The 12,369-nt window shown below is 73.8% G+C and carries 11 protein-coding genes; 6 read left to right on the top strand and 5 right to left on the bottom strand.

Translation table 11 applies throughout. The features are described from left to right. Window positions 1-354: 354 nt before the first annotated feature. Window positions 355-1,449: a hypothetical protein gene (locus tag HNR25_RS05165; RefSeq protein WP_184633579.1), complete on the top strand. Its 1,095-nt coding sequence runs from the start codon at window positions 355-357 to the stop codon at window positions 1,447-1,449. A gap of 222 nt (window positions 1,450-1,671) precedes the next feature. On the opposite strand, the gene HNR25_RS05160 is transcribed toward HNR25_RS05165, so the two are convergent. Beyond that, window positions 1,672-3,261, bottom strand: coding sequence for a prolipoprotein diacylglyceryl transferase (locus HNR25_RS05160; RefSeq protein ID WP_184633578.1), 1,590 nt, complete (start codon window positions 3,259-3,261; stop codon window positions 1,672-1,674). 403 nt (window positions 3,262-3,664) lie between these two features. Here HNR25_RS05160 and HNR25_RS05155 point away from each other — a divergent pair, with 403 nt between their 5' ends. Beyond that, a complete protein-coding gene (locus HNR25_RS05155) occupies window positions 3,665-4,651 on the top strand; it encodes a mechanosensitive ion channel family protein (protein WP_184633577.1) in 987 nt (328 codons plus the stop codon). 251 nt (window positions 4,652-4,902) lie between these two features. Further along, window positions 4,903-5,823: a glycerophosphodiester phosphodiesterase gene (locus tag HNR25_RS05150; RefSeq protein ID WP_184633576.1), complete on the top strand. Its 921-nt coding sequence runs from the start codon at window positions 4,903-4,905 to the stop codon at window positions 5,821-5,823. 141 nt (window positions 5,824-5,964) lie between these two features. On the opposite strand, the gene HNR25_RS05145 is transcribed toward HNR25_RS05150, so the two are convergent. The 3 genes from HNR25_RS05145 to HNR25_RS05135 form a co-directional block, all read right to left on the bottom strand. Next, window positions 5,965-7,560 carry a beta-N-acetylhexosaminidase gene (locus tag HNR25_RS05145; protein WP_184633575.1) on the bottom strand — a complete coding sequence of 532 codons (1,596 nt, stop codon included), beginning with the start codon at window positions 7,558-7,560 and terminating at the stop codon, window positions 5,965-5,967. 94 nt (window positions 7,561-7,654) lie between these two features. Continuing rightward, on the bottom strand, window positions 7,655-7,828 hold the full coding sequence (locus tag HNR25_RS05140; RefSeq protein ID WP_184633574.1) for a hypothetical protein: 174 nt from the start codon (window positions 7,826-7,828) through the stop codon (window positions 7,655-7,657). A gap of 11 nt (window positions 7,829-7,839) precedes the next feature. Next, window positions 7,840-8,286 carry a hypothetical protein gene (locus tag HNR25_RS05135; protein ID WP_184633573.1) on the bottom strand — a complete coding sequence of 149 codons (447 nt, stop codon included), beginning with the start codon at window positions 8,284-8,286 and terminating at the stop codon, window positions 7,840-7,842. Window positions 8,287-8,557: 271 nt separating this feature from the next. Between HNR25_RS05135 and HNR25_RS05130 the strand changes: the two genes are divergently transcribed. The 3 genes from HNR25_RS05130 to HNR25_RS05120 all read left to right on the top strand — a co-directional run bounded on the left by HNR25_RS05130 (window position 8,558) and on the right by HNR25_RS05120 (window position 11,339). Further along, complete coding sequence (locus tag HNR25_RS05130; protein ID WP_376767539.1) at window positions 8,558-9,502, top strand: DMT family transporter; 945 nt, start codon at window positions 8,558-8,560, stop codon at window positions 9,500-9,502. Window positions 9,503-9,567: 65 nt separating this feature from the next. Further along, window positions 9,568-10,815 (top strand): glycosyltransferase, encoded by a 1,248-nt coding sequence (locus HNR25_RS05125; protein WP_246464043.1) that lies wholly within the window; start codon window positions 9,568-9,570, stop codon window positions 10,813-10,815. A gap of 248 nt (window positions 10,816-11,063) precedes the next feature. Beyond that, the gene (locus HNR25_RS05120; RefSeq protein ID WP_312862372.1) at window positions 11,064-11,339 is read left to right on the top strand and encodes a hypothetical protein; all 276 of its coding nucleotides are present in this window, start codon (window positions 11,064-11,066) and stop codon (window positions 11,337-11,339) included. A 33-nt stretch (window positions 11,340-11,372) separates the two neighbouring features. Here HNR25_RS05120 and HNR25_RS05115 read toward each other — a convergent pair whose 3' ends face one another. Then, a complete protein-coding gene (locus HNR25_RS05115) occupies window positions 11,373-12,317 on the bottom strand; it encodes a LysR family transcriptional regulator (protein ID WP_184633569.1) in 945 nt (314 codons plus the stop codon). Window positions 12,318-12,369: the final 52 nt, after the last annotated feature.

The raw sequence follows: 12,369 nt of genomic DNA, 5'->3' as shown, positions 1-12,369 counted from the left end.
CCGCAGGAGAGGACGCAGGGCAAGTCACTGAGGGAGGGGGAGCCAGCGAAACCAGCCCTGCTTATGGTCCATGTGGGCGGGCGCCCGGTCGTGGCGGCGCCCGTCGACTTCTGGATCAAGGTAAGCAGTGCCCGGCCGTTTTGGCAAGAGCGGTGTGCGGTCCCGCGTAAGTCCGTAAACAGGGCAGAAGAGCCATTTTCTGTCCAATTCGCCCGTAGTTCACGCTATGGGAGGTCGTCCGCCGAAGCTGGGTAGAAGTAGCGGTAGAGGGCGCGACCGAAGCCCGGATCCGGAAGTCGGCGCGGGCGAGCGGGGGAGCCGGTCCCGGCGGCTCGCAGCACGTGAGGAGGGGCCATGAAGCTACGCAGGGGAGGGCCGGACGGTACGGCCCCGCGCCGGCCCCGCGCCGGCGCGCAGAACGCACCGCCCGGCCGCCGGCCCGCCCGGTTCGGCCCGCACGAACCCGCGCCCGGCGCGGCCGGACCGGACGCGGGCCACCGCTCCGACGACCGGGGCGGCGGCTCCCCGGCACCGGGTCGGTCCGAAGCCGACACCGCGGCCCAGATCCTGCTGCGCGGGCTCGTCGACGACGCCGGCCTCTGCCCGCCCGGCCCGCTCGCCGCAGGCCGCCCCGCGGTCCCCCGGCAGGCCGCCCGCGGAGCCGAGCACGCGCCCCTGCGGATCGTGCAGGCGGTCGAGCGGCACCGTTCCGACAGCATCGTCGGCCACCCGATGCTGTCCCACCGCATGCTGTGCCCGGTCGGCCGCTGGGGCGACCTGCTGCGGCGGCTCGACGGCGACGGTCCGGTCGAGGTGGGACTCGTCCTCGACACTCCCGAAGGTGTCGGCGGCGTCGTGCCCCCGGACGATCCCGACGTGCAGGTCGACCGCTACGAGACCCGCGCCCGCCCCGACGACCTGCGGCTGGTCGCCTCCCTGTTCCGCAGCGGCGACCTCGGCACGGCCGGGCGCGTCGTGTACTTCGAGCCGGTCCGCGAGCCGGGCTGGCTCGACGCCGTCGACGTCCTCAGCGGGGCGCGGCCGCTGGGCGCCAAGATCCGCTGCGGCGGCCCCCGGCCCGAACTCGTGCCCGCCCCCCGCGAGGCCGGTGCGTTCATCACCGCCTGCGTCGAACGCGACGTGCCCTTCGTCGCGGCCGGCGGACCGCCCGGGGCGGCCGGGTGCCTCGATCCCGCCACCGGCGCCGCACAGTACGGCTACCTGAACCTGCTGCTGGCCACCGCCGCCGTCGTGGACGGCGACTACGAGAGCGTGTCCGACCTGCTGACCGGAACCGACCCCCGCTGGCTCGCCCGCCTGGCGCACCGCCTGGATCCGGCGACCGCGCTGCGCACCCGCGACCTGATGCGGGGGTACGCGACACGCGACACCGGCGATCCCGTGCGCGAGGCCGCCGCTTTGGGGCTGTCGGGAGCCTGGGACGTCTGAGCGGGGTCGCCGAGCGCGCGGCCGGTACCGGCGCCGCGCCGGAGGACGGTGAGCACCCCGAGGTCGTTTCGGCGGGCCCGGTTCGGCGGACCAGGCGCAGCGGGCACACCCGCGGGCGCCGGAAGAAGCGGGGACGCATGCGAGCGGCGGGGGACTCCGCGGAGTCCCCCGCCGCTCCTTCGGCGTCGGGCGGGGCCGCAGCGGCCCCGCCTCCGCGGTCGGCTACAACCGGGGCAGAGACAACGGGATCGCATCCCACAGGCCCGACGGGTCGTCGTCGGAGTCCGCGGACTCGGCGGCCTCCCCGGTGGCTCCGGACGCGTCGGACTCCTCCGCGGTCTCCTGCGCCGCCGCGCCGCCGGCGCCGGCGTCCGCGGCCTCGGCCGGTTCCTCGGCGCCTTCCGCCTCCTCGGCTTCGGCGGCGAGATCGGCCATCATCTCCTCGACGAGTTCCGGAGCCGCCTCGAACCGTTCACCGCAGGTCCGGGCGGCCTCGGTGCGGGCCTCGGCGTCTGCCGTGCGCCACAGTTCGAGGAGCGCGGCGTCGTCCGCGGCGACCTCGGCCGGCTGGGCCTGGGCGTCCTCACCCAGCAGTTCCTCGGCCAGGCAGCTGCGCACGTCGGTGACCGATACGCCGGGGACGAAGCTGCCCTCGACGCCGTCGGCGACCTCCTGCGCGTCCGGTGCCTCGGCATCGGGCGTCCCGGCATCGGACTCTTCGCCCGATTCCGTGCCCGAGCCGTCCTGCCCGGTGCCCGCTGCCGCCTCTCCGGCGTCCTCGGCGGCCTCGTCGTCCTGGGCGCCGGGAACCGGGTCCGCGCCCTCCTGCTCGCCGGTCTGCTGCTGGGAGCCGGACCCGCTCTGCGGTCCGTCGGCCTCGGGCGCCTCGGACTCCTGCCGGTCCTCGGGCGCCTCGGACTCCGTGTCCGCCGGCAGGGTCTCGGCGTCCTGCCCGGTGCCTGCGGCCGCCTCTTCGGCGTTTTCGGCGGCTTCCTGGTCCTGGGCGCCTTCGGCGGCCTCCTCCGCGGAATCCGCGGAATCCTGCCCGGACCCGGCCGCCTCCCCGGCGCCGTCGGACGCCGGGCTCTGGGCGTCCTCGGAGTCCGCCGCCTCCTCGGCGGCCTCCGGCGCTTCGCCGGCGCCGGCCTCGTCCTGGACTCCGGCCTCCTCGGCCGCGCCCTCCGGCGCGCCCTCGCCGGACTCCGCCCCGTCGGATGCGGCCTCATCGGCCCCGCCCTCGTCGGATGCGGCTCCGTCGGATCCGGCCTGCTGCGCCCGTCGCACGCCCTCGGCCATGGAGGCCAGTTCGTCGGGGTCCCAGCGGTCGGGCTGCAGGTAGGCCTCGACACCCACGCCCTCTTCGGGGACCCAGAACAGTTCGCCCGTCTTCTGCGACAGATACGCCGGGGAGCCGTTGTGCTCGATCCTCTCCAACGCGTCGTCGTCGAGGCGGCCGTAGCGGGCCGTGCGCAGGTCCTCCAGGTCGGTGACGTCCTCCGACCGGATCACGGCGACCTTGCCGTAGACCGAGTCGGGACCCTGCACCCACGTGATCGTCGAGACGCGCTCGCCGGCGCGGCCCGTCGACGAGTCGGCGTGGACGCCGTACCGGTCCAGACCCGGCGGCAGGTACGCCACTTCGAACCCGTCGAGGCGGTATGTGGAGGCGCTCTGCTGGACGACCGGCCAGGCGAGCGGGTCGTCGCCGTGTCGGTGCTCCGCCGTCGCCGGTGTACCGCCCGCCACCAGGCCCGCCACGGACAAGGTGGTGGCACCGGCCAGCGCGATCCATCGCTTCTGATGCTTGCGCATGCTCGGACCTCTCCATCGATTCGCCAAGCGCGTATCAGGTGGCCGTGCGTGAACGCTGCATGCCACCACTCCATAAAATCGCACATTGCGTGATCATCCGCTCACAAAGCGTTTCTGGGCGTGTCGGGTGCCGGATTCGACACACACGGACCCGCAGTGGAGTTTTTCGGACCGGAATCGGCGGTGCGTGTAGGCGGCGAACGCGGAAGAATCGATCGGAACGGGTGGATCTTGCCCGGTTGTGACATTCTTTTGGCTGGTAGATGGCCTTATGGCACGATGGCCGAGGATGCCTCGGGCCCGACCGCCGGTGCCCGGCCCGTCGCCCGGCCGACCTCCGTGCGCGGCCCCTCGTGCGCTGGACGGGCGGCCCCGCGCAACCCCGCTGATCGAAGGAGCGAACATGGCAGGAGAGCACACAGGGAATGCGGGGGCGGCGCTCCTCGCGGACGGGCCTCCTGCCCTCGTGGCGCAGGCATTGGAGGGGGCCGGACCCGTGGTCTCGTGGTTCGCCGAGAACTCCGGAGCCTTCATCTCCGGCGCGATCAAGATCGCGCTGATCCTGATCATCGCTCTGGTCCTGCGCGCGATCGCCGGCCGCCTCGTCAGCCAGGCCGTCAAGCGGATGGCGGCCTCCCACCAGCGCATCGGCAACGGCAAGCTCGCCAACGGGGTCCTGGCCAAGGGCGAAGGGCACAAGAACGAGCGCCAGGAGCAGCGGACCGAAACCATCAGCTCGGTGCTGCGCAGCGTCGCCTCGGTCGTGATCGTCGGTATCGCGGTCGTCATGATCCTGGGCGAACTCGGGATCAACCTCGGCCCCATCCTGATGAGCGCCGGCGTGCTCGGCCTCGCCATCGGCTTCGGCGCCCAGAGCCTGGTGCAGGACTTCCTGTCCGGCGTGTTCATGCTGATCGAGGACCAGTACGGCGTCGGCGACGTCGTGGACGTGGGCGACGCCGTGGGCACCGTCGAGGAGGTCACCCTGCGCGTGACCAAGATCCGCGACCTCAGCGGCGGCCTGTGGTACGTGCGCAACGGCGAGATCGTGCGCGTGTGCAATATGAACCAGGGCTGGGCGCGCGCCGTCGTCGAGATCCCGCTGGACGCCCGCGTGGACGTCGCCAATGCCACCGAGGTCGTCGAGAGCAGCCTGGACACCTTCGCCGAACTGCCCGAACCCGCCCAGCAGCTCCTGGAGCGCCCCACCGCCGAGGGTGTGGTCGGCATCTCCAACGGCGCCGTGGTCTTCCGGATCATGGCCAAGACCAAGCCCGGCGAGCAGTGGTCGCTGGACCGCCGGCTGCGCGGCCACCTCAAGCGCGATTTCGACCGCGCCGGCATCCGGTTGGCCTACCCCATGCCGATGAGCACGGCAGAAAGCTCCTAGACCCGGCCGCACCCTTCCGGCCGACGGCGGACGGCCCCGCACCGGGGGCCGTCCCCTCGGCGCGGCGGCCCCCGGTACGCACGCGCGGCGCGCCACCATGGGCGCACAGGCGGCCGCCGCACGCGCCGAGGGCCGCGCCGGACGAGGGTTCGCGGACGCGGCACGGCGCGATCGCTTCGGTGACACCCGGCGGAAACTCCCCGAAGCCAGGCTTGGGCGGTCAGTGATCCACCTCTGACCGAGGGAGAGACATGATCCGACGGTTCGGGTTCGCAGCGGCGGCCCTGGCATTGGCCGTGGCGGGCAGCGCAGGCGCCGCCGCAGCCGCGCCCGCGTCCACCCCCCGCCCCGACGGCGCCGGCGGCCCCGGGCGCCACGCGCCCTCCGTGCTCGACATCGCCCACCGCGGCGCATCCGCTTACGCGCCGGAGAACACACTGGCGGCGATCGACGCCGCCCACCGGCTCGACGCCACCACGGTCGAGCTGGACGTGCAGCGCAGCGCCGACGGCGAGCTTGTGATCGTGCACGACACGGACCTGGAGCGCACCACCGACGCCGAAAAGGTGTTCCCCGGCCGCGCGTCCTACGCCGTCGCCGACTTCACCCTCGCCGAGCTGCGGCGGCTCGACGCCGGATCGTGGTTCGGCGCCGAATTCGCCGGTGAGCCGGTCCCCACGTTGGAGGAGGCGCTCAAGCGGCTGCACCGCCACCGGCTGAACCTGCTGTTGGAGATCAAGTCGCCGGAGCTGTACCCGGGCATCGAGGCCGACATCGCCGACACCTTCGGCGGCCGTCCGGCGTGGTTCGCTCCGACGCCGTCGTGGCGCCCGCCCCGGCTCGTGATCCAGAGCTTCGACTGGGAATCCGTGCGCCGCTCCCGCGACCTGCTGCCGTCCGTTCCCCACGGGCTGCTGGGCACGGTCCCCGAAGAGGAGATCGGCGACTACGTCTGGGCCGACCAGATCAACCCCGCCCACACCGCGTTCGGCGCCGACTACGTGGACGCGGTGCACGGCGCCGGTATGCAGGTGCACACCTACACCGTCAACGATCCCGGCGACATGCGCACGGCCATCGCCGCCGGGGTGGACGGCCTCATCACCGACCGCCCCGACGTCGCCCGAGAGGTGATCGCCGAAGAGGCGGCAGGCGCCGCCCCGGTCCGCTGATCCCGGACGCGGGCACCGGTGTGCCCGCGTGCCCGTGCGCACGCTTCCGGGCGTGCGCACGGGCGGCGGGCTTTTCGGGTTCTCCGGGTTCCCCGGGGCCCGGGAGGCTCGCGGCGTCGCCTCCCGCTGAAAGGGCGCGTCCTACCGGGGGCGCCCGGGGACTCCGGGGCGGCGCTGCCAGGGACGGGGGCCGGACAGGGGGCGGTACTCCACGCCGCACGCGTCCAGGCGCTTCAGGTGGCGCTCCAGGCGCGGCTGGAACTCGGTGTAGTCCCGCGTTCCGTGGGACCACGCCGCCTCGGCGAAGGCCGACAGGCGGGGGAAGGCCATGTAGTCGACGGTGCGCGGGCTGTCGAGGTGCTCGCTCCAGATGTTGACCTGCACGCCCAGGACCCGCTCGGCCTCCTCGTCGGACAGTTCGGCCGGCACCCGCTCGGCCGTGTACACGTCGGCCGCGGACAGCACGGTTCCGACGGGCACGGGTTCGCCGTCGTCTGCGGACTGGCGGTAATCCAGGTAGGACGTGCCGGTCGGGCACATCACCACGTCGTGGCCCGCCTGCGCGGCGGCGACGCCGCCTTCGGTGCCGCGCCAGGACATCACCGTGGCGCCCGGCGCCAGGCCGCCCTCCAGGATCTCGTCCCAGCCCAGCAGGCGCCGGCCGCGATCGGCGAGGTAGGTGTCGAACTGCCGGATGAACCAGCTCTGCAGCTCGTCCTCGTCGGCGAGCCCTTCCTCGCGGATGCGCCGCTGGGCGGTTTCGCTGCGGCGCCACTGCTCCTTGGGGCACTCGTCGCCGCCCACGCATACGTAGGGGCTCGGGAACAGGTCCAGCAGCTCGTCGAAGACGCCGCGGTAGAACTCCAGCGTGGTGTCGCTGACGTTGAGGACGTTGTCGATGATGCCCCAGTGCCGCGCCACACCCACCGGCTCGCCTTCGCCGAGCTCGGGGTAGGCGGCGATCGCGGCCTGGGAGTGGCCGGGGACGTCGATTTCGGGCACCACGGTGATGTGCCGCGCGGCGGCGTAGGCGACGATCTCGCGGATGTCGTCCTGGGTGTAGAAGCCCCCGTGCGGACGGCCGTCGAAGGCCGGCGGGCTGTCGGCGCCGACCTGGCTCTCGGTGCGCCAGGAGGCGGTATCGGTCAACCGCGGGTAGCGCTTGATCTCCACGCGCCACCCCTGGTCCTCGGTCAGGTGCAGGTGCAGCACGTTGAGTTTGTGCATCGCCAGCAGGTCGACGAACCGCAGCACGTCGTGCTTGGGCATGAAGTGCCGCGCTACGTCGAGCATGCACCCCCGCCAGCCGAAGCGCGGCCGGTCGGTGATGCGCACGCTCGGCAGCGTCCACCGCGCGGCCGGATCCGCCGGCGCCCGGCGGTAGGCGGCCGCGGGCAGCAGCTGGCGCAGGGTCTGGGCGCCGTAGAAGACGCCCGCGGGATCGTTGCCGACCACCAGCGCGCCCGCGGCGTCGACGATGAGGCGGTAGCCCTCGCCGCCCAGTCCCGCCTTCGGGTCGACACTCAGCCGGATCTGGGCGTTCTGGCCGTCGCCGCGCTGCAGCGGCAGGCCGGTGGCGGCTCCCAGCTCCGTCCGCAGCCAGGCTTCGGTGCCGCGGGAGGCGTGATCGGCGTCGATCCGCGTCGAGGGGGTCAGCACGAGGCCGTCGTAGTCGCCGGTCGACAGTTCGGCCGGTCGCGGCACCAGCGAGTCAGCGGGCACGGAAGGTGCTCCCATCCGGTCTAGACCAATCGTCGACCCATGGTGCCATGACCCGGAACGCTCCGGAACCGGCGGCCCCGGTCCCCGGCGCCCGGAACCGGCCGCGCGCCTACCGGATCGCCACCCTGATGTGCTCGCCGTGCTCACCCGGAGGCGGGGTGGGCGCCAGCCACTCGCCGGACAGCAGCACCGCCACCGGGTAGAGGTGCCAGACCTGCGGGGTGCGCGGCAGCGGGTGCTCGACGAGTACGGCGTCGTCGCCGTCGCGCCGGGGCGCGCTCACCCGGTGGTCGGTCACGCCCAGGCGCGCGCAGATCCGCCGCGCCAGGACGACGTCGGGATGGCCGTCGAAGCCGCGGGTGGTCGCCCGGAACGGGATCCCGGCGCGTGCAGCACCGCCGCAACCAGCCTGCTGTCGCGGCCGCCGGTGAGCGACAGCGAAACGGCCTCGCCGTGCCGGCGGACGGGCTCGACCGACGCCGTCAGCGCCTCGGCCAGCGCCCGCACGCGTTTGCGCCGCGCCCGCGCGCCCGCGGGCGCGACGTTGCGGCGGGGGGAGATCCAGGACGTGTGGCGCAGGGTGTCGGCCGGTACGGGCAGCACCCGGTGGGCCAGCGTGCGCGCGGCCGCCGCGACGTGCGCGGCTACGGGCGCCGCTTCCTCGGGCGCGGCCGGGTCGCGCCGTGCACGTGCCGGGCCGTTGCGGCGGGTAGCGATGGGGGAGGGGCCGCTCGCGGTCACCGACTCTTGACCGGATGCTTCGCCCGGTTACCCGGACTGCCGGGAACCGGACAGGTCGATCCGGTATCCAGGTCGCAGGCGGTCTGCGGCCGCGTCGGAGCGGTGCGGGAGCGCGTGGCCCCGTGGCGCAGTGGGGCAGGCACTACCCGGATCCGGGTGGTGACGGCATCGATCGGCCGCGGTGGATGTACTTGGCTGGTGGTGGGGAGACCGGGGCACCCGAACGGATCCGCAGCCGCCGCCGGCGACGAGGGGAGGACGAGCGAACGTGATCGTCGCGTCCGTGCTGACCGCCCTCGCGGGCGCGTTCTGCATGGCTCTGGGATCGGCGCTGCAGGAGCGCGATGCGGTGCGGGCACCCGGCCGCACCGTGGCGTCGGCGGGTTTCCTCGTGCATCTGGCCGGGCGCCCCCGCTGGCTGGCGGGCACCGCCGGCGCCGGCGCGGGCGTCGTACTGCACCTGATCGCGCTCAGCGGCGCGCCGCTGACCATCATCCAGCCCATCGGCGTCAGCGGACTGGTGTTCGCCATCGCGCTGACAGCGCTGTTCAACCGGCGCCGGGTGCGGACCGGCGAGATCGCCGCGGGCGCGGCCGTGACGGTGGGGCTGGTCGGGCTGCTGTCGCTGTTTCCGCACGCCGCCCGGACCCCGCAGTTGCCGTTGCTCACCGCCCTGGCGCTCACCGGCGGTATCGCGGTGCTGGGTGCGGCTGTCTACGTGGCCGCCCACTGGGTGGCGCCCGGTCCGCGGGCGCTGCTGCTGGCTACGGTCGGCGGCGCGGCGCTGGGGACCACGTCGGCGCTGTCCCGTGTGGTGGCCGCCAACGCGGCCGCCGACTGGACCGCGGTGCTCACGTGGCTGACCCCGCTGGCCGTGGCGTCGGCCCTGCTGGGCGGGCTGTTCCAGCAGAACGCCTACCGCACCGGCCACTTCGCTGCCGCCTACGCGACGCTGCTGGTGGTCGACCCCGTCGTCGGTGCGGGCATCGGCGCGCTGGTGCTGGGCGAGGGCCTGCCGGCCACGCCGTTGGACCGGGGGCTGGCCGCGGGCGCGGCGCTGCTGGCGATCGCCGGCACCGTCGTGCTCGCCTTGGCACGCAACCGCAATCCCGAGGCGGGCGGCTCCGAACGGGCCGGTGCCGCCCCGAATACACCCGAGCCCGATCCCGCTTCGTCGGGCACGCGATCGACCACGACCTCAGGAGAGTCCCGATGACCACCCTGACCGAACACCCCCGAGCGCGCACCGGAGCCGGGGAGGACGGCGGCGGGTACGACCGGCTGCGCGTGCTGATCACGGGCGACACCTACCCGCCCGACGTCAACGGCGCGGCCTACTTCACCCACCGTCTGGCCACCGGTCTGGCGGCGCGCGGGCACGACGTGCACGTGGCCTGCCCCTCTCCCACCGGTCTGCCGGGTATCGAGGTCCACTCGGGGGTGACCCTGCACCAGCTGCGGTCGGTATCGGTGCTGGTGCACGACACGATGCGCACCACGGTGCCGGCGGGCATCGGCGGCCACCTGGACCGGCTGATCGAGCGGCTGGATCCCCATGTCGTGCACGCCCAGAGCCACTTCACCACCAGCCGGGCGGCGATCGGCCGGGCCCGGTCGGCGGGGGTTCCGGTGGTGCTGACCAACCACTTCATGCCCGACAACCTGTTCGGCCACGCCCACATCCCCGAACGGTTGCACGGCGCCGCCGGTGCGCTGGCCTGGCGCGACATGGTGCGGGTGGCCTACCGGTCCGACTTCGTCACCACGCCCACCGAGCGCGCGGCGGTGCTGCTGGCCGAGAAGGGCTTCGGCCGGGCCGTGGAGCCGGTGTCCTGCGGCATCGACCTGGAGCGGTTCCACCCGCGTCCGGCCGAGCGAGCCGCCGCGCGGGAACGCTTCGGCCTGCCCGACCGGGACACGATCGCCTTCGTCGGGCGGCTCGACGAGGAGAAGCGCATCGACGATCTGATCCGGGCGCTGCCGCGGGTGCTGGAGGGGCGCGACGCGCAGTTGGCGCTGGCCGGGGTCGGCCAGCGCGAGCAGGAGCTGCGCGGGCTGGCCGCCGAGCTCGGTGTGGCCGACCGGGTGCATTTCCTGGGGTTCGTGCCCGACGCCGACCTTCCGCAGGTCTATGTCGCCGCCGACATGTTCGCCATCGGCAGCGTCGCCGAGCTGCAGAGCATCGCCACTTTGGAGGCGATGTCGACGGGGCTGCCGGTGGTGGCCGCCGACGCGCTGGCGCTTCCGCACCTGGTGGCCCACGGCCGCAACGGCTACCTGTACCGGCCCGGCGACGTCGGTACGCTGGCCGAGAACCTGCTGGCGGTGCTGGAGCCCGAGCGTGCGCGCGCCGAGATGGGCGCGGCCAGCCGCGAGGCCGCCTGCCGCCACGACCACCGGCGCTCGCTGGACCGGTTCGCCGAGATCTACGGTGAGGTGCGGCCGCGCCGCTTCGCGGGGCTGCGCCGTTCCCGCACGCCGCTGCAGGGGGCGCGCCCGCGGCTGCGCCGCCAGGTGATCGCCGCCTGAGCGCCTCGGGACGGGGCTCCGACGCGGGCACCGGCGCCGCGAACTCCGACATAACGCCGCACATGCGGTGTTCGTAGTAAAGCGCTCTTGAGTCGATGATTCGCGCAAAGCGTCAGATTCGCGGCGTCGGTGGCTTTCCGCATTCTTTGCACCACATAACGGTGATACCGCTGCGGTCGGCGGATAGATCTCCAGGTGTGTGGTTCGTAGGGACGGGCCGGCCGAACGCGGCGGCGCACATCCACGGTGTGGCCGCCCGTTTGAGGCGGGTCCAGCGTGAGGCCGACGAGTGCGACGAGGCACTCGCCGAGCTGGAGCGCGCCCACGGCGAGCTCCAGCGCCAGGTCGAAGAAGCCGAGCAGCGCGCCGACGAGCTCCGCCGGCAGCGCATGGAAGCCTTCGAGCGCTTCTGGGTCACCCGCGAGCAGCGCGACCGCGCCCGCCACGTCTCGCGGCGGCTGCACCGGCGCCTGCAGCGGCTGCAGCGCCGGATCCGCCCCTCCGAGAGCTGGGCCGGCGGATAGACCCGCGGGCCGCCGGCCCGGCGGCGGCGCACCTCACTGCGCGCCGGTGCCGTGCAGCTCGGTGTCGAGTGTCGCCTGCACCTCCTCGGCGGAGCGGCGCAGCGCCCGCAGCGTCAGTTCGATCGCCGGCCGGCGCATCCGGGTGGCCCGCACCACCGCGTAGGCATGGCGCGTCGGCGCCTGCGGCAGCAGCCGGAAAGCCAGCCCCGACGTGCCCGACGCCAGCGCGAGCGCCGGCACCGCCGCGATGCCGATTCCGCGCGCGACCAGGTTGAGGATGGTGCCCTGGCCCTGGAACTCCCAGGCGGTCGACGGCGCGCCGCCCACACGCGCGAACAGCCGGTCGGTGCCCTCCCGGGAGGGCTCGCCCCGGGGGGCGTGGATCCAGGACTCCTCCAGCAGCCGGGCCAGCTCGACCGGGCGGCTCGTGTCGGCCAGGGGATGGTCGGACGGCAGCGCCAGTACCAGCGGGTCGTGCAGCAGGTGCACGTGGCGCAGCTTGCCCGTACCGCTGTCGGGCGGAAGCCCCGACCAGTCGTCGATGACCGCGATGTCGACCTCGGCCGAGGAGACCTGGCGCACCCCGGCCGCGCCCACGCTCTGGCGCAGCACCAGCTGCAAGCCCTCCTGCTGGTGCAGGCGCTGGGCCAGCAGAGGCGCCAGCGCCACGGCGGCGGTGGGGAAGGCGGTGACGGTGACCGGCCCCAGCACGGCGCCGGCCTGCTGGGCCAGCACCGACTCCGCCGCCTCGACCATGGCCAGGATCTGCTCGGCGTGCTCGGCCAGCAACCGCCCGCCGTCGGTCAGTTCGGCGCTGCGCGCGGTGCGGTCCAGCAGCTGCGTGCCCGCTTCGCGCTCCAGCGCCGACAGTTGCTGCGAGACCGCCGAGGGGGTGTAGCCCAGGGTCTCGGCCGCGCCCGCGATGGACCCCCGGTCGGCGAACTCCTTGAGCAGCTGCAGCCGCCGAATATCAAGCATAAGTTCAGCTTACGCTATGCATCGAAAAGAGTCGCTTGTCCTGATGGGGGGC

The sequence above is a fragment of the Streptomonospora salina genome, assembly GCF_014204715.1.
In the GTDB taxonomy this organism is placed as follows: domain Bacteria; phylum Actinomycetota; class Actinomycetes; order Streptosporangiales; family Streptosporangiaceae; genus Streptomonospora; species Streptomonospora salina.
The sequence above is the reverse complement of the archived record's forward strand: the minus strand, read 5'-3'. Positions and strand labels throughout refer to the sequence as shown.